This window comes from Acidimicrobiia bacterium, assembly GCA_035948415.1.
Lineage (GTDB): Bacteria > Actinomycetota > Acidimicrobiia > IMCC26256 > PALSA-555 > PALSA-555.
Genome location: DASZJD010000066.1, coordinates 36,436 through 58,954, shown reverse-complemented (window position 1 = coordinate 58,954; position 22,519 = coordinate 36,436). Strand labels below are relative to the sequence as shown.

Below are 22,519 nucleotides of genomic sequence, written 5' to 3'. Positions count from 1 at the left end.
GCCCATGAGGTCGACGAAGTTGTCGCAGTAGAAGCGGCGGCGGGTGGCCTCGTCCGCGTCCCCGAGCGAGGCCTCGAACCGCTCGAGCGGCCGACGGCCGCCCTCGACGTGCGGGTAGTCCGACGAGAACAGGCACACCTCAGGGGGCGAGTTGGCGATGATCCAGCCGACGTCCTCGGTCGGGTAGGGCGTGACGCGCACCTGGCGGCGCACGTACTCGGTGGGCCGGAGCGAGAGGGCGCGGAGCCGCTCCTCGTGCCGCTCGAACGCGTCGAAGGCCGCCTCCATCTGGCGCAGCCACGACGGCACCCAGGCCGCCCCCTGCTCGATGACGCCGAAGCGCAGGTCCGGAAAGCGGTCGAGGACGCCGTCGAAGATCATGGTGGCGAGCGTCTGCGCCGGCGGGCGCGGGATGCCCATGTAGTCGACGGAGCGGAAGTTCTCCTCGCCGCCGTGGAAGTCGGGCGGGACCGGCCGCCCGTTCCGGAAGTAGGCGGCGTCGATGAGGTCGCCGGTGCCGCCGACGTGGAACACCACGGGGATGCCCGCCTCCTGCGCCACCGCCCACACCGGGTCGAGGCCGACGTGGCTGGGGGAGTGGCGGCGCGGGCAGCCCGAGGCGACGAGGAGCGCCGCCGCGCCCATGGCCACGGCCTCCTTCGCCATCGCCGCCGCCCGCTCGAACTCGGCGAGCGGCACGTACAGGGTCGGCAGCAGCCGCCGGTCGACGGAGCAGAACTCGATCATGCCGCGGTTGTGCGCGCGGGCCACCCCGTCGGCGAGCTCGGGGTCGTCGCCGTGCTCCCAGTCGCGCAGGCGCCGGTTGTGGAACGTGTTGAAGACCAGCTGGCTCGAGAAGCCGAGCAGGTCCAAGGCCCGCGGCCGGTCTTCGGCCACGAACGAGCCGGTGGCGGCGAAGTTCTTGCGCCGCATGATGAGCGCGGCCTCGTCGGCTCGGTACTCGGGCGACGCGTGCCGCGCCCGGAGCCGCTCGAACGCGGCGTCGAGGTCGCGCAGCTGGTCGGCCGGGTCGCCGGTCTGGCGGAGCTCGTTGCCGCCGGGGTAGCGGAGCGGCTCGATGCGCTCGCGCAGGCCCGGGTCGGCGTGGTCGCGCAGCCACGTCGGCGTCTCCATGAGGTGCGCGTCGGCGTCGTGGACGACGCGGCCGCTGCTGTAGGCCATCGGCCCCTCCACGCGCCGCCGGTCGCGGCGCGCCCGGCGCGGCGCCGAGGCGAGGGTAGCCCCGAGCCCGACCCGGCGACCGGTGCGGCCGCCCCGGCCGGCTCGTGACCGGCCCGCGTACGATGCGCGGCGATGGCAGCGACGGCCGCGGTGCGGACGGCGGAGCGCTCCGAGTACCCGGAGCTGGCCCGCACGTTGACCCGCGCCTTCGCCGACGACCCGGTCATGGCCTGGTTCCTCCCCGACGCCGACCGGCGGCTGGCGCGCATGGAGCGCTTCTTCCGCGACTTGGAGCTGCGCGGCCCCTTCGGGCGGCACGGCGAGATCTTCACCACCGACGACCTCGCCGCGGTCGCGCTGTGGCTCCCGCCCGGCCGGTGGCGGCTCGGCCCCGTCGACCAGCTGCGCATGCTGCCCGGGCTGGTCCGGCTCGTCTCGCTCCGCGTGCTCCCGAGCCGCCTGGCCGGGTTCCAGGCGGTGGAGCGGCGCCATCCGTCGGCGCCTCCCCACTGGTACCTGGCCACGCTCGGGACCGACCCGCACCGCCAGGGCCAGGGCCTCGGGTCGGCGCTGCTCGCCGACCAGCTGGCCCGCTGCGACGCCGACGGCCTGCCGAGCTACCTCGAGTCTTCGAAGGAGTCGAACGTGCCCTTCTACGAGCGGCACGGGTTCGTCGTGACCGACACCTACGACTTCGCCGACGGCCCGCGCCTGTGGCTGATGTGGCGGGATCCGAGGTAGGCGCCGGCCGTCCCCGCGCGGCCGAGCGCGGCGCCGCGGCGCCGCGCTCAGCCGGTGAAGCGCGGCCCGGCCGTCACCGGACAGGGACCGGAGGCCGGCGGCGGGGCGCCCAGCACCGCGTCCGCCGTCGCCCGCATCCCGACCGCGTTCGGGTGCAGCGGCGCCGCCGGCGAGCTCGGCGCCGCCGGCTCGACCCAGCGGAGGCACGGCGGGTCGCAGGCGTCGTGGCCGATGCTGAACGTGTAGGCGTCGACGAACCGGGCCCCGTTCGCGGCCGCCTGCTGAGCCAGCATGGCGTTGAGCTGGTGCTCCTTCGCCCGGAGGTACGGCACGTCGCCGTACGCGAACGGCACCTGGGGCCAGCACCCGAACCCGGTTTCAGGGAGGATGGCGAGGTAGTCAACGACGACGACCTCGGCGATCGGCGACCGCGTGTGGATCCCTTGCAGGACCGACGCGACCTTCGGTGCCGTGGCCACGATGCGGTCGCTGAGCTGGTCGTCGCCGTTCACGACGTAGTGGTCGTGGCACGGGGTGCCGGCCGGGCTGGCCGTGGCGCACGTCGTGGCGATCTGCTCGAACCCGATGTCGTTCCCGCCGATCCCCACCGTCACGAGCTGGGTCTGCGCGTCGAGACGGTCGAACTGGGGCGGGTTGGGCCCCGGCGTGACGTTCTGCGGCGCGGTCATGTTGTCGGTCGTGGCGCCGCTGCAGCTGGCGTCGCGGAAGGTCGACACGCCGAGCGCGGCGGCGATGACGCTCGGGTAGTCGTGGTCGGACCGGAGGCAGCCGAGCGGGTTCGGCTGCTGGAGCGGGATGAGCGGTCCGGCCGTGTACGAGTCGCCGAGCGCGACGTAGGTCTGCACGACCGCGGCGCGCCCCGCGGTGCCCCACCCGCCGCCGACCGCGAGCCCCAGGCCGGCCGCGCCGGCGGCGGCGACCCGCCACCAGCCGTCTCGTCCCCGCGCCACCGGGCCATCATGGTCGCTGCTCTTCGCGCGCGGTGCGATCGGTGATCGCGCCCGAGCTCGCGGCGGCGTCACTGGGTGGGGTCGCGATCCTCGTCGTCGCGCTCGCCCTGCCCGGGACCCTGCTCACGGCGTGGGTCGGCGGGCGGCTGCTCGGCGTGCGCCGATCGTTCTCGCTCACCGTGGCGTCGGGGTTCTTCGGGTGGCTGGTCGGCATCGGCATCTCGCTGGCGATCGCGGGGCAGCGGTCGAACCCGAACACGGGCTTCGTTCGCAACGTGCTGCTGTTCTCCGCGTTCGGCTCCCTGGTGGCGTCGGTGTGGATCGAGTTCCTCGCCCGACCCGGCGCGATGGCTCGGGCCCAGACGGGCCTGTCGAGCATCCCGCGACCGATCCGGTCGCTGCGCCGGCGCGGGCACCGGGTCCAGCGCTACGCCCAGATCACCGCGATCGCGGCCCGGCAGGGCCTCGGACCCGCGCTGGGGATGGGCCGCCAGACCCGGCACGAGCGCGCGCCGGTCGGCCGCCGGCTGCGGGTGGCGCTCGAGGACGCCGGCGGCATGTTCGTGAAGCTGGGCCAGGTCCTCTCGACCCGGCCGGACCTGGTCTCGGACGACGTCGCCGCCGAGCTCTCGAAGCTCCAGGACGCGGTCCCGCCCGTGGGCCCGGACGAGCTGGCGAGCGTCCTGGAGGAGGAGCTCGGCGCCCCGGTCGAGGCCGTCTTCGCCGAGTTCGACTGGTCCCCGGTGGCGGCGGCCTCGATCGGGCAGGCCCACCGGGCTCGGCTCCACGGCGGCGACGTCGTCATCGTCAAGGTGCAGCGCCCGGGCGTCGCCGAGCTCGTCGACCGGGACCTCGAAGTCCTCGCGCGTGTCGCCGAGGCCATCGAGTCCCGCACGTCGTGGGGGGCCCGCTGGGACGTGCGCGGGATCGCACGCGAGTTCTCCGAGCGCCTCCGCGAGGAGCTCGACTACCTCGTCGAGGCGCAGAACGCGGTGCAGATCGGCGGGCACCTGCCGGCCGGCTCGCAGGTTCGGGTCCCGCGCGTGTACCCGGACCTGACGACGCCGCGGGTCCTCGTCATGGAGTGGCTCGACGGCGTCAGCGTGCGGCAGGCCGACCGCGTCGACGCGCTCGGGGTGGACCGGTCACGGCTGGCGGGGGAGCTGCTGCGCACCGTCCTGGGCCAGATCCTCGGCGACGGGCGGTTCCACTCGGACCCGCACCCGGGGAACGTGATGGTGCTCGCCGACGGTCGGCTCGGGCTCATCGACTTCGGCGCCACCGGCGTGCTGGACCCGCTCGAGCAGACCGCGGTGCGCGAGATGATGTACGCGCTCGCGAACAACGACCCCGACCTGCTCCGCCAGGCCCTGCTCCGGGTGGCCGACGTGCACAGCCCCGTCGACGACGAGGCCCTCGAGCGCGCGCTCGCCCGCTTCATCGGCCGCCACCTCGGTGCGGGCGCGAAGCCGAGCCCGGCCATGTTCAACGAGCTCCTGCACCTCCTCCACGACTTCGACCTGAGCGTCGCGACCGGGTTGAGCACCTTCTTCCGGGCCCTCGTGACCCTCGACGGGACCCTGCGCACGATGGCGCCGGGCTTCGAGACCATCGACGAGGCAGAACGAGCTGCGCTCGAGATCGTCGGCGATCGGCTGATGCCGGAGAACGTCGAGGCGATCGCGCGCGCCGAGCTCATCAAGCTGCTGCCCACGTTGCGGCGCGTCCCGCGACAGCTGGACCGCATCGTGACCGCGACCGAGCGAGACGGGCTGCGGGTCCGGGTCAGCCTGCTCTCCGAGCCCCGGGACGTCGTCGGCGTCACCCGGCTCGTGAACCGCTTTGTCCTGGCGATCCTCGGCGCCGGCGTCGGCGGCGTGTCGGTGGCGCTGATCGCGATCCGAGGCGGCCCGCCGTTCACCGGTGGCACGTCGCTCTTCCGGTTCTTCGGCTACTTCGGGCTCTTCTGCTCCACGGTCCTCATCATGCGGGTCCTGGTCGCGGTCTTGCGCGACGGCGTCAACTGAGCCGCCGCCGGGCCGGGACGCGAGGCTCAGATCTCGAGCGGCTCGTGCTCGATCTGCTCGACGAGCGCCGCGAGGCTGTCGCTCGACACCCCGGTCCGCAGGCGGTCCTGCAGGGCCCGGAACATGACGCCGGCGGCGGCGGCGGCGCCGACGATGGAGCCGACCTCGACCCGCAGGAACAGGTCGCTGCCGCTCGCCGCGGTCGTGGCGGCGAAGACGGCGATCCCGACCAGCCACGCCACCATCGCCTGGCGGTGCCCGAGGAGGGCGATGAGCGCCTGGGCCAGCGTCAGGGCCAGGATGAAGAGGCCGCTGCCGGCGGCGAGCAGGGCGAGGTCCAGGTCGTTGAGGTGGAACTTGCCGCCGAAGAGGACCTTCCCGACGAAGGGCCCGAGGGTCGCCGCCGCGAGCACGCCGACCCCGCCGATGGTCACGACGACCAGCACCAGCTTCCGCACCGCGTCGCGGAAGTCCTCGTGCCGGCCGGCGCTGACGAGCGCGGCCAGCTTCGGGAGGAGCGCAGCCTGGACGGCCTGGAACAGCACGATCGGGATCCGGGCGAGGAACAGCCCGACGATGAAGTCGGCGACCGCGCTCCGCTGCCCCGACGAGGCGAGGACCTGGGCGCCGAGGAACGGCGCGTAGCCGAGGATCTGCGCGAACAGCGATCCGAAGAGGAGGTAGCCGAGGTTGGCGGAGAGCTCCGACCACGGCGCGTCGGGCCCGGGCGGCAGGAGGTCGCGCTCGCCGCGGAGCGCGACGAGGGTGGCCAGCGCCGGCGGCCCGGCGAGGCACAGCCCGTACCAGAGCGGGTTCGAGACCGAGGCCGCCGCCAGCACGGCGACGGGCAGGATCCGGATGACGCCCTCGGCGCCCATGCTCACGCCGTAGGCGCCGAAGCGGCCGTGACCCGCGAACAGGCCCCGCGCCAGCAGCTCGAAGCCGTAGGTGAAGAGCGAGAGCACGAGGCAGGCGACGAGCCCGTCGTTCCCCGCGAACAGCCGGCCGACGATCGGGGTCACGGCGGCGATCACCACCGCCAGCGCGGCGAGCCCGCCGGCGAAGGCGAGGCCCAGCGCCGCGGCCCGACGGGCCACCGGGCCGCCGCCGATCGACCGGGCCCGGCGGGCGGCGACGGCGCGCCCGACCTCCTGCTCGAGCGGGAGGAAGATCCCGGGGGCGAGGATGAACACGAACACCCAGAGCGCGTTCAGCGCCGCGTAGTCGGTCTTCGAGAGGGCCCGGAACCCCAGGATCTGGAACCCGTAGGTCGTGACCGCGGCGACCATCAGGCCCGCGCCGACCGCGAACGTGCCCTCGGGCAGCGGCTGGCGCGCCGCTGCGATGAGTCGTTGTCCGCGTTGCGACATGGGTTTGGACGGCCTCTCCCCCGGCGAGGCCGCGGGCGCCGGCAGCATAGAAACCCGCGGCGACGCGCTCCGGGTCGGGCGTCCGGGTCGGCAGGCCGAACCCGGCGCCGGGGTACCAGGGCGCCCGGAAGTCGTCGCCGACGGCCCGGCCCGTGGCCGCCGCACCAGCATCGGCCCGCCCGTCGCATCGGGGTCCGTCGCGGCGGGCTCGCACCGGCGGCGTGGCCGGCGGCGAGGCGCCCGTGACAAGAATGAGCCGAGAACCCGACCGAGGAGGAACCCGTGTTGCTCGAGGGCACGACGATGGTGGTGTCGGGGGTCGGCCCCGGCCTCGGCCGCGAGATCGCGGCGGTGGCCCTCCGGGAGGGGGCGTCGGTGATGCTCGGCGCCCGGCGCGAGGAGAACCTGAAGGCGGTGGCGTCGGAGCTCGACCCGTCGGGCCGACGGGTGGCGTGGCGGCGGACCGACATCACCGACCCGGCCGCGTGCGCGGGCCTCGTCGACGGCGCGGTCGAGCGGTTCGGGCGGCTCGACTCGGTCGTGAACTGCGCCGCGCTCGACACGGTCTTCGGCGGCCTCGAGGGGGCCGACTTCGACCAGTGGCGTCAGACCTTCGACACGAACGTCCTCGGGACCCTGCGGATCTGCGAGGCGGCGATCCCGCACCTGAAGACGCGGGGCGGCGCCATCGTGTTCATCGGGTCGCAGGCCATGTACTGGCCGCAGCTCATGCAGATGGCGTACGCGTCGTCGAAGGGCGCGCTGACGTCGGCGATGTACTACCTGGCCAAGGAGCTCGGCCCGCACAAGATCCGCGTGAACACGGTGGTGCCGTCGTGGATGTGGGGCCCACCGGTCGAGGGCTACGTCGAGATGACCGCCCAGGCCCAGGGCGTCGCCCCCGACGAGATCGTCGCCGGGATCGCCAAGAACATGCCGCTCGGCGAGATCCCCGCCGACGAGGACGTCGCCGAGGTCGTGGTCTTCTTCGCCTCCGACCGGGCCCGCATGGTCACGGCCCAGTCGATCCTCGTGAACGCCGGCGAGATCCCGCACTGACCGACGACGTCCGGGACCCGGTCCCGGTGCCGGTCAGCCGAACTGCTTGTTGTAGTCGACGGTGCGCCAGCGCTCGGGCCGCATGCGGATCGCGACCTCCTCCGCGGCGTCGGCCTCGGTGGCGGCGAGGTAGAGGTCGCCGAACTCCCGGCCGAGGTAGCGGTAGGCCATGGCCTGGCGCTCGGCGGCGTCGACGGTGGTGTCGACCCGCACCACGGGACCCTCGACGCTCACGTACTGGTACGGCGCGGTCTCGGTCTGCGCGCAGAGGCTCAGGCGCTGCGCCTGCTCGAGGAGCTCGGCCTTGCGGGAGGTGCGGCCGGTCAGGACGGTGACGAGCCCGCCGGGCTCGTACGCGTACCAGACCGGGACGGTGAGCGGTGCCCGCCCGGGTTCGGCGACGCTGAGCACGCCGACGTGGACGCCGGCGAGGAACGCGTCGCGCTCCGACGGCGTCATCGCGAGGATCACGGATCGGACGCTACCGCGGCGTCGTCGTCACGGCGTGGCCGCGAACACGACGTGACCCTCGGCGTGCGTCGCGGTCGGGCCGTCGGCGACGTGCTGGACGGTGCAGGTGGCCGCGCACGACACCGCGACGGTCTGGGCGCCGCCCTCGGTGGCGACGACGAGGTCGCCGGGTCGGGCGCCGCCCGCGAGGAGCGCGCCGCCGGCGAGCCGGAGGACCTGGTCGCTGCCCGGGTGCGGGTTGCCGGGCGTGCGCCGGTCGGCGAGGAGCGCGATCCAGGCCGGGCCGAACCCGGGGGGCACGAACCCGGCGCTCTCGACGCCGACGTCCCCTCCCGTGGGCAGCCCGGACACCGCGACGGTGCGGGATCCGCCGTGGGCGTCGAAGGCGATGATCCGTCCGCTGAGCTCGTCGGGGGCGATGAGGTCGCCGGCGTAGGGACCGAACGTCGCCGGCGCCACGGCCAGGCCGCCCTCGACCCGGGGCCCGGTCGTGGTGATGGCGTGGACCTGCCCGTCGCAGTTGATGGCGAAGACCGCGGTGCCCCGCTTGGCGCGCGCGGTGACGAGCAGCCGGTGCCCGAAGGCGCCGACGGCGTCGTAGACGATCCCGTTCGGGACGTCGCCGCGCGGCAGGTTCACCGCCCGCCGCGCCCGGCCCTGCGGGTCGACGACCACGACGCCGGGGCGACCGGCGGGCTCGAGGGCGTAGACGTCGTCCTGGTGGAAGGCGCAGTCGGCGCCGTCGACGGGCTGGTCCGGGGTCAGGGCCAGGTAGGCCTCGGTGCCGAGGCGCGTCGCGTAGCCGCCGGCCCCGCGCGCGAACGGGCTCACCGTGCCGTCGGGGGTCAGGACGGCCAGGCGCCCGGCGGTGGCGACCACGAACGTCCCGTCGCTCCTCGGGCCAGCGACGTCGACGACGGTCGCCGCGCGCGCGAGCGGAGCCCACGCCGCCACCGGCGCCGGCGCCCCGGCCGCGGTGGGCGCCGCGGCCGCGACGCCGAGGACGGCCAGGGCCGCGGCGCGACCCACCCATCGCCGCGCCGTCGACGTCACGGTGACGCGCTCGCGAGGAGGTCGCGGGTGACCGCGGACAGGTCGGCGGCGCCGCAGAACGCCATGACGCGACCGAGGTCGCGGGTGAGCGCGTCGAGCACGGCGACGACCCCCTCCTCGCCGTCGAGGGCGAGACCCCAGACCGCGGGTCGTCCGACCATGACGGCGCGGGCCCCGAGGGCGAGCGCCTTCACCACGTCGGCGCCCCCGCGGATCCCGCCGTCGACGTACACCTCGGCGTCGCCGCCGACGGCGTCGACGACCTCGGGGAGCACGTCGCCGGTCGCGACGCTGCCGTCGACGATCCGGCCGCCGTGGTTCGAGACCACCACGCCCGCGGCGCCGGCGTCGACGCCGGCGCGGGCGTCGTCGCCCCGCAGCACCCCCTTGACGACCAGCGGGAGCCCGCTCCACTCGCGGAACCGGGCCAGGTCGGCGGCGGTGACGCCGGCGTCGAAGTCGGCCAGGGTGGCGAGGAGGTCGCCGTCCCCGGGACGCCCGGGGGGCGCCAGGTTCGGGAACGCGAGCCCCGGGGGCGTAGCGCCCCCGTGGTCGCCGTGCGGGACGGCGGCGCCGTCGACGCTCGCCACGACGGCCGTGTAGCCGGCCTCGGCGGCCCGCTCGGCCAGGGCGCGCGTGCGACCCCGGTCGCGCAGCAGGTACATCTGGGCCCAGCGCGGCGCCCCCGGCGCGGCGGCCGCGACCTCCTCGAGCGAGCAGCTGGCCGCCATCGACACCACCATGACGGTTCCGGCGCGAGCGGCGGCGCGGGCGGTCGCCCGCTCCCCGTCGGGTGCCGCCAGGCGCTGCATGGCGGTCGGCGCGACGAGGACGGGCGCGCGCACCTCGGTGCCGAGGACGACGCCGCCGGTGGCGACGACGTGCACGTCGCGCAGCACCCGGGGCCGCAGGAGCCGGCGTTGCCAGGCGCGGCGGTTGGCGGCGAGCGTCACGCCGTCCCCGGCGCCGCGGTTGATGTACTCGGCGGCCCCGGCGTCCAGGCGGGCGGTCGCCAGCTCCTCGAGGCGGGCCAGGTCGACGACCGGCGGCCCCGTCGAGGCCCGCCGCGGTGCGCGGTCGGCGCCGCGCGCGTCCGTCATCGTCCTCCGATCGGTCACCGGCTGCGCCACCGGGCTGGGGTGGGCGCGTCCCCATTCTCGTCGGTGGCCGGGCCGGGCCCGACCGCGGCTCCGGTCCCCCGAGCCCTCCCCCTCAGCGCGCGACCCGGTCGGGGTGGCGCGCCGCCGCCATGCGGCGCATCCCCTCCGGCCACGGCACCTCGGTGCGGCCGAGCACGTCGTGCATGCGGGTCACGTCGGGCCACAGCGGCGTCGGCGCGGCGTCGGTGTACCGGAAGCGCGGGCGGGCGCCCACGAGCTCCCCGAGGAGCTCGCAGTACTCCTCGGCGCTGACGGTCTCGCTGCCGGCCCAGTTCACGACCAGCGGCGGGACGCGCGCCGCGAGCAGGGCCCGCACGCCGAGCCGCACGTAGTCGTCCTCGTAGATCGGGTTGTACCGGTTCGGCGGGCCCGGGTGCAGCGGGATGTCGCGACCGGCGACCAGGCGGTCGAGCCGGTCGGCCGGGGCCCCGCCGAGCGGCCCGTAGGCGGAGCAGATGCGGATGATCGTCGTCGGCACCTCGTGCTGCCGGGCCGCGAACTGCACCACCGCCTCGCCGGCGATCTTCGAGAGGCTGTACAGGCCGAGGTGCAGGCCCGGCGGGTCATCCTCTCGCAGGGGACGGGCGCCCTGGTACTGGTAGACGGAACCGGTGGAGCAGGCGACGAAGCTGGCGGCGCCGCGGTAGCGGGCGACGAGCCGCCCGGCGGCCTCGACGTTGACCGCGAACGCCCGCTGCCAGTCCGACGACTCCCGACCGAGCGCGGCGCCGGCGTGGAACACGAAGTCGGCGTCGGGGAGCGCGTCGAGGTCGGCGCGCCCGAGGTCGGCGCGCACGGGCGTGACGCCGGCCGCCTCGAGGCGCGCCGGGCCGTCGGGGTCCGAGAAGCGCGCCACGCCGAACACCGTGCTCGTGGCCGCCAGGGCGCGGGCGATCGGGAACGCGACGCGACCGGTGGCGCCGGTGATCAGCACGCGGCGCCCGGCGAGGGCGGGCCACGGGCTCGCCGCGATCACGCGGGGGCGCGGGTCTCGATCGGCAGGCGGCGGGGGCCGCACTCGAAGAAGGTGGGGACGTTCTCGTAGCGGAAGCCGTCGGCGAGGCGGACGGCCCCGGGCGGGAAACGTCGGAGGAACGCGGTCAGCCCCACCCGGGCCACGACCCGCGCCAGCGCCGCCCCGGGGCAGACGTGCGGCCCGTACCCGAAGGTGAGGTGCTGGTCCCCGTTGGGCCGGTCGACGCGGAACTCGTCCCCGCCCGGGAACACGGCCTCGTCGCGGTTCGCCGACCCCGTCCCCACGATCACGCGCTCCCCGGCCGTCAGCGACGTGCCCCCCACCTCGGTGTCGCGCTGGCAGCCGCGGGCGACGAACAGGACCGGCGGCGCGAGGCGCAGGCTCTCCTCGATGGCGCCGCTCAGCGCGCCGTCGTCGCCGCGGGCCGCGCTCGCCAGGTCGGGGTCGCGCAGCAGCTCGTGGAGCAGGTTCCCGAGCAGCTGGCTGGTCGTGGTGAGCCCGCCGGTGATGAGGTTGCGCACGAGCGCCCGGACCTGGCGGCGGGGGAGGCGCCGGCCGTCGACCTCGAGGGCGACGAGCCGGGTCAGGACGCCGGCGTCCTCGTCGGCCCGCGCGCCGGCGGCCCGCCGGTCGATCTGGTCGTCGATGTAGCCGGCGAACTCGGGGAACGCGGCGGCGAAGCCCTCGCCGCGGGCGGTGCGGTTCGTGCGCGGGAACTCGCTCTCCATCAGCTCCTTGGCCCAGCCCGCCAGCCGCTCGGCGTCGGCGGCCGGGAGCCCGAGCAGGTGCACGGTGACCCGGTTCGGCAGCGGCACCGTGAACGCGGGCACGAGGTCGGCGGTGCCGGGGACCGGGACGGCGTCGAGGAGGGCGGCGGCGGTGTCGGCGATGAACGGCTCGGCCGCGTGCACGACGCGCGGGGTGAGCGCGGTCACCATCACCCGCCGCACCGGGGTGTGGAGCGGCGGGTCGAGCTCGCCGAGCAGCCGCTCCTCGGCGGGGATCTCGACGCCCGGCTCCTTCATCCCCGACCCGTTCGAGTACGACGCCACGTCGCGCAGCACGTCGCGGCAGTCCTCGTAGCGGGTGACGTAGCGCAGGCCGCCGGCGATCGTCGCGACCGCGGTCTCGGCGCGCAGCCGGGCCAGCAGCGGCCAGGCGTCTTCCGGCGGGCGGTCGTCGAAGGGGTCGTAGGTGGTCGCGGCCCGACGCTACCGCCCGCCGCCCCGGGTCAGCCTGGGGCCGGCGTCACCACGGCTCGGTCGAGCTCGCCGATCGTCGACCGCCCGCGCGCCGGCGGCGGCGTCGTCGACGCTGCGGAGGTCGGCGGCGTCGGTCACGGGCGGTCGCGCCGCGAGCCCGACGGCAGGTCGGCGGGGTCGACCTCGTGGTGGAGCCGCTCGCCGCGTCGGTAGCGGCCCAGGTTCTCGACGAAGAGGTCGGCGGCGCGCCCCAGCCGGCCGCTGCCACCGGCGGAGGAGTGCGGGGTCACCACCACCCGGGGGTGGTCCCAGAACGGGCTGTGCGCAGGGAGCGGCTCGGTCGCGAACACGTCGAGGATCGCCGCCTCCGGCACGCCCCGGTCCAGGGCCCGCAGCAGCGCGGCCTCGTCGACGAGCGAGCCGCGCCCGACGTTCACGAGCACCGAGCCGGGCCGCATGGCGGCGAGGAAGGCGTCGTCGACGAGCCGATGCGTCTCGGCGGTGCCCGGCACCGCCAGCACCACGACGTCGGCGCGAGGCACCGACTCCAGCAGCCCGTCCGGCAGGAGCAGCTCGTCGACCGGCTCGGCGCCGGTCGGGTGTCGCCGCGCGCCGAGCACCCGGGCCCCGAAGGCGCGCGCCCGGGTCGCGACCGCGGTGCCGATGGCGCCGAGGCCGACGATCAGCCACGTCGTGCCCCACACCTCGCGGAACTCGTGGTGACGCCACGCGCGCGCCGCCTGGGCCTCCCGCCAGCGGTGCGCCTGCTGGAGCTGGGCCAGCACCGCGCCGACGACGTACTCGGCGATCGGAATGGCGTTCACGTGCGAGGTCGTGACGCGCACCCCCCGCTCGCCGAGCCCGGCGTAGTACGGCAGGTCGACGCCGGCGGCCGCCGAGTGCAGCCACCGGACCGACGGCTTCGACGCGACGACGGCGAAGAACGGCTCGACGCTCCCGTCGTAGAAGGCGTCGGCCGTGAGCCAGGCCACTTCGGGCTGCGCCGCGTCCGGAGGCTCGATCTCCCCGTTGACGACGAGCCGGCCGTCGGGCTGCAGCCGCACGAGCCGCGCGGGGATCCCGGAGCGGGCGATCCGATCGCCGAAGCTCCGGAACGCCTGCTCGGTGAGGAGGATCTCGGTCACGCCGCCATGCTCTCGCGGCCGGCGTCGCGGTGGCGATCCGGCCCTCGACGCGCGTCCGCGCGCCGCGCCGTCGGCGACGGTGGGCGGCGCCCGCTCGTCCGCACCGCGCCGACGCGCGGCTCGCCGTCGCGCCGCGCCGGCCCGGTAGGCTGCGCGCCATGACGCCCGCCGCGGACCACGAACACATCATCGACACCGGCAAGGGGACCTTCTCGCTCGACGAGCTCGGTCACCTCATGCCGGGCATGGCCGAGATCATGCCGCTCGTCGGCGCCCGGATCTGGAAGTGCTACTACGCCGGCCAGGCCCACAACCGGGCCCTCGCTCGGTTCCAGCTCAAGGAAGCCGTGAACCTCATGGAGAAGGGGGCCTTCCTCCGCCCCAAGTACGCCGACAACATGGACAAGTTCATCAACGAAGAGGTCGCCGCCGTCAGCAAGTCGATCGAGTCCGAGGACTGGGACCGCTTCGAGCCCGCGTTCCGGGCCATGGTCGACGCCGCCAACGCCTACCACGAGGTCTACGACAAGGAGTTCCTGCGCTGGAAGATCCCGGAGGAGCCACCCCCCGACCTCGACCTGGCGCCGCGGCGCTGACGCCGCCCGCCCGCGGTCGCCGCGGGAGCACGCTCGGCCGTCGCCGCGGCCCCGGTCAGCTCAGGACCCGCTTCTTGAAGCCGTTGATCCCGAAGTACAGGAACAGGGCGGCGAAGCCGAGCAGCACGCCGTAGACCGCCAGCAGGGACATGTGGTTGGCGTTCGTGAGCGCGGCGCGGAATCCCTCGCTCATGTACACGAGCGGGTTCACGAGCACGAGCGTCTTCAGCCACGAGAAGCCACCCACCTTGATGGGGGTGAGCGCCACCCACGAGTAGTAGACGCAGCCGAGGAACGTGAGGGGGATCACGACCACCCCGAACATGATCGGCACCGTGCGCGGCTCGAAGCGGGTGCCGAACGTGAGCCCCAGCGCGGCGCTGCTGACGCACGCCAGCGGGGCGAGAGTGAGCAGCACCAGCCACGACACGTGCAGGTGGATCGGGCTGGCGGGGACGACCGCGGCGATCGGGAACACGATGAGCGCGGCGATGAGCCCCTGGATCGCGCCGGACGCGACCTTGGCCACCGCGACCATCGCCACCGGGAGCGGGGCGAGCACCCGGTCCTCGATCTCCTTCGTGTAGCCGAACTCCTGGACCATCGGGAGGGCCACGGACTGGATGCCCTGGAACAGGATCGTGATGCCGACCACGCCGGCGACGAGGAGCGTCGCGAAGCCGGACGCACCCGCGCCGGCGCCCCGGGCGGCGCCGATGCCCTGCCCGATCTTCGGGAACACGTACGTGAACACGAACACGAGCAGGAACGGCTGCAGCACCGTGCGGGGGATGAACTCCTTGAGGTTCTTCCGCAGCACCGTCATGTCCCGCAGCAGCAGCGCCTTGAAGGCGGTCCAGCTGGCGAGGGTGGCGGTGCGGGTCGTCGTGTCGACGAGGGTGGTGTCGACGGTGGTCGTCGCGCTAGCCATCAGTCGCGCAGGTCCTTTCCGGTCAGGGTGATGAAGACGGTCTCGAGCGTCGGCTCGGCGACCGAGAGGTCGGTGACGTTGAAGCCGTCGCGCTCGGCGGCGCTGATCACGCGGGGCAGGATCCCGTCGCCGCCCCGGAGGTGGAGCTGCACCGAGCCGTCCACCCGGTGGGTCTCGGTGACGCCCGGGACCTCACCCGCGAGCACGCGCTCGAGCCGCTCGAGGTCCCCGTCGGCGTTGACGGTCACGACGGTGTCGGCGCCGATGCTCCGCTTCAGCTCCGAGGGGCGGTCGAGGGCCCGGATCTGGCCGTGGTCCATGATCGCCACCCGGTCGCAGAGCTGGTCGGCTTCCTCCATGTAGTGGGTGGTGAGCAGGATCGTCTCGCCGGCGTCGTGGAGCTCGCCGAGGATGTCCCAGAGCGCCAGCCGGCTCTGCGGGTCCAGGCCGGCGGTGGGCTCGTCGAGGAACAGGATCGTCGGCTTGTGGAGGATCGCCCGCGCCACCATGAGGCGCTGGGCCATGCCGCCGGACAGCGCGAGGACGGGGGCCCGGCCCCAGTCGACGAGCCGGAACTGCTCGAGGCGATAGTCGGCCTCGGTGCGGGCCTCGCGGGCGCTCATCCCGAAGAACCGGCCGTGGAAGTAGAGGTTCTCCCACACCGACAGTGACCGGTCGAGGGTGTTCTGCTGGGGGACGACCCCGATGTTCTGCTTGGCGAGCGCGGGGTGGGCGAGCACGTCGACGCCGCCGACCCAGGCCCGCCCGCCGGTCGGCACCACCATCGTGGTGAGCATCCCCACCGTGGTCGTCTTCCCCGCCCCGTTGGGGCCGAGCAGCCCGAAGATCTCGCCGTGCTCGAGCGAGAGGTTCAGCGTGTCGACCGCCTTCGTCCCGCCCGGGTAGACCTTCGTGAGGTCCTCGGTCCGGACCGGCGCGAGCGGCACTGCGGCCGGGGGATCGGCGCCGGTCGTCCCCATCGCTACCTCCCGTCTCCGCGCTGACCATTCCCCGCGTGGGGGTGCCAGCAGTCGCGGATTCGCGGGAGCACGCGTCGCAGGGTCTCGATCTCGTCGTCGGTGAGCAGGGTGCGCAGCTGGGCGTCGAGCGTCGCCGCCACGCTGACGAGCTCGGCGTGGCGCTGCCGGCCGGTCGGGGTGAGGCACACGCGCACGACGCGACGATCCACGGCGTCGCGGCACCGCTCGACGAGCCCGTCGTGCTCCATCCGGTCGAGCTGACGAACCAAGGTCGGGCCCTCGATGTTGACGCGGCGGGCCAGCTCGCGCTGGCTGAGCCCGTCCTCGCGCTCGGCGCAGCGCAGGACGACCCACGTCGCGAGGCTGGCGCCGTGCTGCCCGAGGCAGGCGTCGAACCGGTCTCGGACCCGGCGGCCGGTGACGGCCAGCTCTCGACCGAGCGGCTCTTCCATAGGAAGCGAAACATTAGGCCCGCACCGATCGGGTCTCCACGGCCGGGCCCGGGACGAGGACGGCGTCTGGGGCGGAAGCCGAATAGGTTCGGCGGGCGTGGACGCCGGCGTGGTCGTCGAGGGCCTGGTGAAGCGGTTCGGGTCCTTCGTCGCCCTCCACGGCGTGGACTTCGTGGTCCCCGAGGGCCGGCTCGTCGGCCTGCTCGGCCCGAACGGGGCCGGGAAGACCACGACGATCCGGATCCTCTCGACGCTGCTGCGCCCCGACGGCGGCCGGGCCCGGGTCGCCGGGTACGACGTCGTGACCCACCCCCAGCAGGTGCGGGCCGCCATCGGCCTGACCGGGCAGTTCGCCGCCGTCGACGAGGACCTCACCGGCCGGGAGAACCTCGTGCTCGTCGGCCGGCTCGGACGGCTCCGCCGGGCCGTGGCCGAGGAGCGGGCCGCCGAGCTGCTCGAGGCCTTCGACCTCGCCGCCGCCGCCGACCGGGTGGTGCGCGGCTACTCCGGCGGGATGCGGCGGCGCCTCGACCTCGGCGCCAGCCTCATCGCGTCGCCCGAGGTGCTGTTCCTCGACGAGCCCACGACCGGGCTCGACCCGCGCAGCCGCCTGCACCTCTGGGAGGTGATCACGGCCTTGCGCGACGAGGGCAAGACGATCGTGCTCACCACCCAGTACATGGAGGAGGCGGACCACCTCGCCGAGCAGATCAGCGTCATCGACGCCGGGCGCATCATCGCCGAGGGGACCGCGGACGAGCTGAAGACGAAGGTCGGCGGCGACGTCGTCGACCTGCAGGTGCCCGACCGGGCCCAGGTCCCGGCCGCGGCGGCGGCGCTGGCCCAGGCCTTCGGCGTCCCGCGGCGCGACATCGTCACCGACGCCGAGCTGGGGTCGCTGGTGGTGCCGGTCCACGCCGGGGCCGCCGCGCTCGTCGAGGCGGTGCGGGCGCTCGACGCCGCCGGGGTCGAGGTCGCCGACCTCGGGCTCCGCCGCCCCTCCCTCGACGACGTGTTCCTCAGCCTGACCGGGCACCTCGCCGAGGAGCCCCGCCCCGACGCGCCGGAGCCCCGCCTCGGGCGCGGCCGCCGGCGGGACTGACGATGGCCGTCTTCGCCGCCGAGGCCAGGCCCGTCAGCATCGAGGAGCGGGCGGCGCTGGCGCCGCCGCGCGTCCTCGCCGACATCGCCCTCGTCGCCCAGCGGAACCTGCGCAAGGTGCTGCGCAGCCCGGGCCTGATCGTGTTCTCGACCATCCAGCCGCTCATGCAGCTCGTCCTCTTCGCGTTCGTGTTCGGCGCCGTCGCCAACATCGGGCCGGGCACGAACTACAAGGACTTCGTCGTCCCCGCCGTGCTCGTGCAGGCCCTGGCCTTCTCGGCGATGGGCTCCGGCGTCGGCATCGCCTACGACCTCCAGTCCGGCATGATCGACCGCTTCCGCTCGCTGCCGATCGCCCGCTCCGCCTTCCTCGTCGGCCGCACCCTCAGCGACAGCCTGCGGCTCGGGATCCAGTCGCTCCTGCTCGTCGCGGCGGCGCTGGCCATCGGGTTCTCCTTCCACAACGGCTTCCTCGGCGCCGTCGGCATGGTCGTCGTGATCGTCCTGTTCGGGATGGCGCTCACCGCCTTCTCGGCGTGGGTCGGGCTGGCGATCAAGGACCCCGAGACGGTGCAGCCGGCGGTGTTCATCCCGGTGCTGCCGCTCGTGTTCACGAGCTCGGCCTTCGCGCCGGTGTCGCGCCTGCCGGGCTGGATGCAGCCGGTGGCGAAGGTCAACCCGATCACCGCCGCCATCGACACCGCCCGGGGCCTCGCCCTCGGCGACCACACCCTCTACCGCGTGAGCCACGTCCACCTCACGACCGCGGCCGGGCACTTCGCGGTGGCGTGGGTGCTCATCGTCGGGATCTTCACCGCGCTGGCGGTGCGCCGGTACCGCGTCGGGTGAGCGCGGTCAGGGCGGCGGCGGGGCGTCCGCCTCGGCCACGCACGGGTTGCGGAGCTCGCCGATGCCCTCGACGACGGTGCGGACGACCTGACCGGGGCGGAGGAACACCGGCGGGCTCAGCCCGGCGCCGACGCCGCCGGGCGTGCCGGTGGAGATGAGGTCCCCGGGCTCGAGGGTGAGGATCGTGCTCACGTACCGGACGATGGCCACGGGGTCGAACACCAGGTCCGAGGTGCGGGCGTCCTGGCGCACCACCCCGTCGACCTCGCAGCGGAGCGGCAGGTCGCAGGCGTCGTCCACCTCGTCCGGGGTGACGAGGACCGGCCCCACCGGCGTCGAGCGCTCGAAGGTCTTGCCCTGCAGCCACTGGTCGGTGCGCCACTGCCAGTCGCGCATCGACACGTCGTTGCAGATCGTGTAGCCCGCGATCGCCCGACGTGCCGCGGCCTCGTCGGCGTGGCGCACGGCGACACCGACGACGAACGCGAGCTCGGCCTCCCAGTCGACGAGCTCCGAGGCGGTGGGCAGCACGATCGGGTCGCGGGGCCCGATGAGGGCGCGGGTGTACTTGGCGAAGATCGTCGGGACGTCGGGCGGTTCGTGGCCCATCTCGCGGATGTGGCGCTCGTAGTTCAGCCCGAGGCAGATGATCTTCGGCGGCCGGGGGACGACGGGCGCGGCCCCGTCGAGCGCGGCGGGGTCGCGCGCCGGGCCGCGTGCGGTCGCGGCCTCGCGCATCGCGTCGGGCCCGGCGGCGAGCAGGGCGCCGACGTCAGGGGCGTCGAGCTCGACGAGCCGGTCGTCGTCCACGCGCACGGCGCGCGTGCCGTCGCCGGTTCGGATCGTCGCCAGTCGCACGGCCCGCCTCCACGATCGGTGCTGGGCCGCCAGTCTGCCGGCCGCGCCGCTCGTCGGCGCGAGCATCCAAGCCGGCGGTCGCGCCCAGCTGGCGGTCGGGTGGGTCCCGCCCGGGCCGGTCGGGCGTCAGCGGCGGCGGGGCGCGGTGGGCGGGCCGTGCTGTGACGACCACCGCAGGGACACGCTGATGCGGGGCCCGGCACGGGCCACCTTCGGCACCGAGTGCTCCCAGTCGGCCTGCGCGCGCCCGCCCATCACGAGCAGGTCACCAGACGCTGGCCGCACGTCGTGCGACGGCCCCCCGCCGCGCGGGCGCACGAGGAAGGGCCGGGCGGCCCCGAGGGTGACGATCGCCACGAGGGTCTCGTCGAGGTGCCGGAGCTCCCGGTCGCGGTGGGAGGCGACGCTGTCGCGGCCGTCGCGGTAGTAGTTGAGCCCGACCGCTCCGAAGCGGACCCGGTACCGGCCCGAGAGCGACGCCCGGATGGCGTCGAGCGCAGGGTCGGGGAGCGGGTCGGCGGCGTTGTACCAGTGAGACAGCCGGGGGTCGTCGAGGACCCGGTCGTACATCTTGCGACGGCCCTGCCGCCACGGCACCGTCTCGACGAGTGCCTCGAGGAGGGTGTCGGCGCCGCGGAGCCAGCCGCGGGACACGTCGATCCACGAGGTGGCATCGAGCTGGACGCGCTCCACGGCCGCGTCGGGATCGACCGACGGCGTGCCCGCCCCCAGGAACGTCCCTTGCAGAGCCTCCACCGGACCACCCTACCGAACGCGCGTTTGCCGCCCGCCGGGACCCCGACCCCCGACGCCAGCGGCACGGAGCCCGGCTTCGACCGCGGTCGTTGCCCGCTCCCGGTCGGCGCGGCCGGCGAGAATGGGGCGGCCGCGTCGACACCAGGGGGCACGGGTTGCAGGAACGGCGAGCTCGGTTCCTGCTGGGCGCCGTCGTCCTCCTGCGCTCGGGCCGGCGGCCGCGGCCGTGCTGAGCGCGGTCCTCGCTGCCGCCGACCCGTCCCAGCTGCTGCCGGCCCGGACCCAGATGGCGTTCACGCTCGGCGTCCACATCGTGCTCGTGCCCTTCGGCGTGGCCTTCACGGCCCTGGCGCTGCTGGCGAACTACCGGGGGCTCCGCCGGCACGACCGCGACGCGCTGGTGCTGGCGGAGCGCTGGTCGAAGGTGGCGGCGGTGCTGTTCGCCGTCGGCGCGGTCACGGGGACGGTGCTGTCGTTCGAGATGGGGCTTCTGTGGCCCGGGCTCATGCGCCGGTTCGGGCCGGCGTACGGGATCCCGTTCGTCGTCGAGGGCCTGTTCTTCTTCTTGGAGGCGATCTTCGTCGCCATCTACATCTACGGCTGGAAGCGGATGCCGCCGTGGCCGCACTTCTGGGCCGGGGTGCCGGTGGTGCTGGCCGGGATCGGGGGCGCGCTGTCCGTCGTCGCCGCCAACTCGTGGATGAACGACCCCGGTGGCTACACGCTGCGCCACGGCCGCGTCGTCGCCGTCGACGCGAGCCGGGTGATCTTCAACGGCGCCTTCTGGCACGAGGGCCTGCACATGCTGCTCGCGGCCTACATCGTCGCGGGCTTCCTGGTGGGCGGCGTCTACGCGGTCGCGATGCTGCGCGGCCGACGCGACCGCTACCACCGGATCGGCTTCCTCATCCCGTTCACGGTCGCCGCCGTGCTCATGCCGTTCCAGATCGGCGTCGGTGACGCGGCCGCGCGCTGGGTCTTCAACAACGAGCCGACGAAGTTCGCGGCGATGGAGCTGGCGCCGAACACCGGCCGCCACGTGCCGGAGACGATCGGCGGCTACCTCGCCGGCGGCCGGGTGCACGAGCCCTACCTGCGGCTCCCCGGCGTGGCGTCCCTCCTCTCCGGGTGGAGCACGAGCACGAGGGTCCGGGGCCTGGACGCCGTCCCGCCGGCCGACCGGCCCCCGACGACGATCGTGCACCTGGCGTGGGACGTGATGGTGGGCCTCGGGACGGCCCTGCTCGCGCTGGCGGCGTGGTTCGCCGCGCTGTGGTGGCGGCGCCGAGACGTGAGCGCCTCCCCGTGGTTCCTGCGGGCGGCCTCGGTCGCCGGCGCCGCCGCGCTGGTGACGATGTGGGCCGGCTGGACCGTCACCGAGGTCGGGCGTCAGCCGTACATCGTCTACGGCGTGCTCCGCACCCGCGACGCGGTGACGCGCGCCGACGGGGTGTGGGTCAGCCTCGGTGTGGTCGTGGTGCTCTACGCGCTCCTCACCGCGGCGACGATCCTCGTGCTGCGGAGCATGGCCCGGCGCTGGCGACGCGCCGACGACGGGGTCGGCGACCAGGACGTCCCCTACGGCCCGGCGCGCCGCCTCGACGCGCCGGCGACGGCGGGCCGGACGCCGTGAGCGACCTGGCGGGCGTCGTCCTCTTCCTCGGCGTCACCCTCTACGCGGTGTTCGGCGGCGCCGACTTCGGCGCCGGCTTCTGGGATCTCACCGCCGGCGGCGTCGACCGGGGCCGGCGGCCCCGCGGGCTCATCGACCAGGCCATCGGGCCGGTGTGGGAGGCCAACCACGTCTGGCTCATCTTCTGCCTCGTGGTGCTGTGGACGTCGTTCCCGGGCGCGTTCGCGTCGATCATGGAGACGCTCTACGTCCCCCTGGCGGTCGCGGCCGTCGGGATCGTGGCGCGCGGTGCCGGCTTCGCGTTCGGGAAGGTGTCGGAGACGCTCACCCAGCAGCGCCTCTACGGGGTGGCGTTCGCGGTGTCGTCGCTCATCACCCCCTTCTTCCTCGGCGCCGTCGCGGGCGGGATCGCCTCGGGCCGGGTGCCGGCCGACGGGGCCGGCGGCCCGATCGCCAGCTGGGTGAACCCGACCTCGATGCTCGGCGGGACGCTCGCCGTCATCGTCTGCGCCTACCTCGCGGCGGTGTTCCTGGTGGCGGATTCGAACCGGCGGGGGCTCCGGGACCTCGAGCGGTACTTCCGGGCCCGGGCCGTCGGCGCCGGCCTCCTCGCCGGCGTCGTCGCGGTCGCCGGCATCTGGGTGCTGCGCGGCGACGCGCCGCGGCTGTTCCACCACCTCATCGGGGTGGCGCTCCCGCTCGTCGTCCTGTCGGGGCTGTGCGGCCTCGGCGCGCTCGCGGTGCTCGGCCGGGGCGCGCCGCGGGCCGGCCGGCCGCTGGCCGCGGCCGCGGTCGCGGCGGTCGTCGGCGGCTGGGGGGTGGCCCAGTACCCGTTCCTGCTCGGCACCCACCTGTCGCTCGGCGCCGGCGCCGCCCCCGACGCCACCCTGCGGATCGTCGTGGCGATCTTCCTCGTCGCCGCGGTGACGTGCGTGCCGTCGCTCGTCTACCTCTACACGCTCGGCGAGCGGGGTCGCCTCGACGGCACGAGCCTGTAGGCGCCCGG

General features: G+C 74.8%; 22 protein-coding genes. 8 read left to right on the top strand and 14 right to left on the bottom strand.

Annotation, left to right across the window (positions count from 1 at the left end):
• On the bottom strand, positions 1-1,182 hold a 1,182-nt coding region (locus tag VG869_09470; GenBank protein HEV3451422.1), incomplete at its 3' end, for an amidohydrolase family protein.
• Between the two features lie 132 nt (positions 1,183-1,314).
• Here VG869_09470 and VG869_09465 point away from each other — a divergent pair.
• The gene (locus tag VG869_09465) at positions 1,315-1,923 is read left to right on the top strand and encodes a GNAT family N-acetyltransferase (GenBank protein ID HEV3451421.1); all 609 of its coding nucleotides are present in this window, start codon (positions 1,315-1,317) and stop codon (positions 1,921-1,923) included.
• Between the two features lie 47 nt (positions 1,924-1,970).
• Here VG869_09465 and VG869_09460 read toward each other — a convergent pair whose 3' ends face one another.
• The gene (locus VG869_09460; protein HEV3451420.1) at positions 1,971-2,894 is read right to left on the bottom strand and encodes an SGNH/GDSL hydrolase family protein; all 924 of its coding nucleotides are present in this window, start codon (positions 2,892-2,894) and stop codon (positions 1,971-1,973) included.
• 41 nt (positions 2,895-2,935) lie between these two features.
• Here VG869_09460 and VG869_09455 point away from each other — a divergent pair, with 41 nt between their 5' ends.
• The gene (locus VG869_09455) at positions 2,936-4,921 is read left to right on the top strand and encodes an AarF/UbiB family protein (GenBank protein HEV3451419.1); all 1,986 of its coding nucleotides are present in this window, start codon (positions 2,936-2,938) and stop codon (positions 4,919-4,921) included.
• 26 nt (positions 4,922-4,947) lie between these two features.
• On the opposite strand, the gene VG869_09450 is transcribed toward VG869_09455, so the two are convergent.
• Complete coding sequence (locus VG869_09450; GenBank protein HEV3451418.1) at positions 4,948-6,291, bottom strand: hypothetical protein; 1,344 nt, start codon at positions 6,289-6,291, stop codon at positions 4,948-4,950.
• A gap of 282 nt (positions 6,292-6,573) precedes the next feature.
• On the opposite strand from VG869_09450, the gene VG869_09445 reads away from it, so the two are divergent.
• Positions 6,574-7,350, top strand: coding sequence for an SDR family oxidoreductase (locus VG869_09445; protein HEV3451417.1), 777 nt, complete (start codon positions 6,574-6,576; stop codon positions 7,348-7,350).
• A gap of 33 nt (positions 7,351-7,383) precedes the next feature.
• Here the strand turns inward: VG869_09445 and VG869_09440 are convergent, their stop codons facing one another.
• The 6 genes from VG869_09440 to VG869_09415 form a co-directional block, all read right to left on the bottom strand.
• Positions 7,384-7,821, bottom strand: a complete 438-nt coding sequence (locus tag VG869_09440) for a pyridoxamine 5'-phosphate oxidase family protein (GenBank protein HEV3451416.1) — start codon at positions 7,819-7,821, stop codon at positions 7,384-7,386.
• A 27-nt stretch (positions 7,822-7,848) separates the two neighbouring features.
• Positions 7,849-8,874, bottom strand: a complete 1,026-nt coding sequence (locus tag VG869_09435) for a hypothetical protein (GenBank protein HEV3451415.1) — start codon at positions 8,872-8,874, stop codon at positions 7,849-7,851.
• Positions 8,871-9,974 carry an alpha-hydroxy acid oxidase gene (locus VG869_09430; protein ID HEV3451414.1) on the bottom strand — a complete coding sequence of 368 codons (1,104 nt, stop codon included), beginning with the start codon at positions 9,972-9,974 and terminating at the stop codon, positions 8,871-8,873. The genes VG869_09435 and VG869_09430 overlap by 4 nt, the downstream gene beginning before the upstream one ends.
• 112 nt (positions 9,975-10,086) lie before the next feature.
• Positions 10,087-11,010, bottom strand: a complete 924-nt coding sequence (locus tag VG869_09425; GenBank protein HEV3451413.1) for an NAD(P)-dependent oxidoreductase — start codon at positions 11,008-11,010, stop codon at positions 10,087-10,089.
• Positions 11,007-12,074 (bottom strand): cytochrome P450, encoded by a 1,068-nt coding sequence (locus VG869_09420; GenBank protein HEV3451412.1) that lies wholly within the window; start codon positions 12,072-12,074, stop codon positions 11,007-11,009. Before VG869_09420 ends, VG869_09425 begins: the two co-directional genes overlap by 4 nt.
• A 272-nt stretch (positions 12,075-12,346) precedes the next feature.
• Positions 12,347-13,357 (bottom strand): D-2-hydroxyacid dehydrogenase, encoded by a 1,011-nt coding sequence (locus tag VG869_09415; GenBank protein HEV3451411.1) that lies wholly within the window; start codon positions 13,355-13,357, stop codon positions 12,347-12,349.
• Between the two features lie 158 nt (positions 13,358-13,515).
• Between VG869_09415 and VG869_09410 the strand changes: the two genes are divergently transcribed.
• Positions 13,516-13,953 carry a hypothetical protein gene (locus VG869_09410; protein ID HEV3451410.1) on the top strand — a complete coding sequence of 146 codons (438 nt, stop codon included), beginning with the start codon at positions 13,516-13,518 and terminating at the stop codon, positions 13,951-13,953.
• A 55-nt stretch (positions 13,954-14,008) separates the two neighbouring features.
• Here the strand turns inward: VG869_09410 and VG869_09405 are convergent, their stop codons facing one another.
• The 3 genes from VG869_09405 to VG869_09395 are packed head-to-tail and all read right to left on the bottom strand — an operon-like array spanning position 14,009 to position 16,316.
• A complete protein-coding gene (locus tag VG869_09405) occupies positions 14,009-14,884 on the bottom strand; it encodes an ABC transporter permease (GenBank protein HEV3451409.1) in 876 nt (291 codons plus the stop codon).
• Positions 14,884-15,864 (bottom strand): ATP-binding cassette domain-containing protein, encoded by a 981-nt coding sequence (locus tag VG869_09400; protein HEV3451408.1) that lies wholly within the window; start codon positions 15,862-15,864, stop codon positions 14,884-14,886. Before VG869_09400 ends, VG869_09405 begins: the two co-directional genes overlap by 1 nt.
• Positions 15,865-15,866: 2 nt before the next feature.
• The gene (locus VG869_09395; GenBank protein HEV3451407.1) at positions 15,867-16,316 is read right to left on the bottom strand and encodes a MarR family transcriptional regulator; all 450 of its coding nucleotides are present in this window, start codon (positions 16,314-16,316) and stop codon (positions 15,867-15,869) included.
• Between the two features lie 97 nt (positions 16,317-16,413).
• On the opposite strand from VG869_09395, the gene VG869_09390 reads away from it, so the two are divergent.
• Positions 16,414-17,418: an ATP-binding cassette domain-containing protein gene (locus tag VG869_09390; protein HEV3451406.1), complete on the top strand. Its 1,005-nt coding sequence runs from the start codon at positions 16,414-16,416 to the stop codon at positions 17,416-17,418.
• Positions 17,419-17,420: 2 nt separating this feature from the next.
• Positions 17,421-18,266, top strand: coding sequence for an ABC transporter permease (locus VG869_09385; protein ID HEV3451405.1), 846 nt, complete (start codon positions 17,421-17,423; stop codon positions 18,264-18,266).
• Between the two features lie 6 nt (positions 18,267-18,272).
• On the opposite strand, the gene VG869_09380 is transcribed toward VG869_09385, so the two are convergent.
• Both VG869_09380 and VG869_09375 read right to left on the bottom strand, forming a co-directional pair.
• Positions 18,273-19,124 carry a fumarylacetoacetate hydrolase family protein gene (locus tag VG869_09380; protein ID HEV3451404.1) on the bottom strand — a complete coding sequence of 284 codons (852 nt, stop codon included), beginning with the start codon at positions 19,122-19,124 and terminating at the stop codon, positions 18,273-18,275.
• 126 nt (positions 19,125-19,250) lie between these two features.
• Complete coding sequence (locus VG869_09375) at positions 19,251-19,880, bottom strand: alpha-ketoglutarate-dependent dioxygenase AlkB (protein ID HEV3451403.1); 630 nt, start codon at positions 19,878-19,880, stop codon at positions 19,251-19,253.
• 226 nt (positions 19,881-20,106) lie between these two features.
• Between VG869_09375 and VG869_09370 the strand changes: the two genes are divergently transcribed.
• Positions 20,107-21,513, top strand: coding sequence for a cytochrome ubiquinol oxidase subunit I (locus VG869_09370; GenBank protein HEV3451402.1), 1,407 nt, complete (start codon positions 20,107-20,109; stop codon positions 21,511-21,513).
• Positions 21,510-22,511: a cytochrome d ubiquinol oxidase subunit II gene (locus tag VG869_09365; GenBank protein ID HEV3451401.1), complete on the top strand. Its 1,002-nt coding sequence runs from the start codon at positions 21,510-21,512 to the stop codon at positions 22,509-22,511. The genes VG869_09370 and VG869_09365 overlap by 4 nt, the downstream gene beginning before the upstream one ends.
• The last annotated feature ends 8 nt before the right edge of the window (positions 22,512-22,519 follow it).

Bases quoted from the DNA above. Each gene is read 5' to 3' on its own strand.
- VG869_09465 (HEV3451421.1), top strand. From the start codon at position 1,315: ATGGCAGCGACGGCCGCGGTGCGGACGGCGGAGCGCTCCGAGTACCCG.
- VG869_09450 (HEV3451418.1), bottom strand. From the start codon at position 6,291: ATGTCGCAACGCGGACAACGACTCATCGCAGCGGCGCGCCAGCCGCTG.
- VG869_09430 (HEV3451414.1), bottom strand. From the start codon at position 9,974: ATGACGGACGCGCGCGGCGCCGACCGCGCACCGCGGCGGGCCTCGACG.
- VG869_09410 (HEV3451410.1), top strand. From the start codon at position 13,516: ATGACGCCCGCCGCGGACCACGAACACATCATCGACACCGGCAAGGGG.
- VG869_09405 (HEV3451409.1), bottom strand. From the start codon at position 14,884: ATGGCTAGCGCGACGACCACCGTCGACACCACCCTCGTCGACACGACG.
- VG869_09400 (HEV3451408.1), bottom strand. From the start codon at position 15,864: ATGGGGACGACCGGCGCCGATCCCCCGGCCGCAGTGCCGCTCGCGCCG.
- VG869_09395 (HEV3451407.1), bottom strand. From the start codon at position 16,316: ATGGAAGAGCCGCTCGGTCGAGAGCTGGCCGTCACCGGCCGCCGGGTC.
- VG869_09385 (HEV3451405.1), top strand. From the start codon at position 17,421: ATGGCCGTCTTCGCCGCCGAGGCCAGGCCCGTCAGCATCGAGGAGCGG.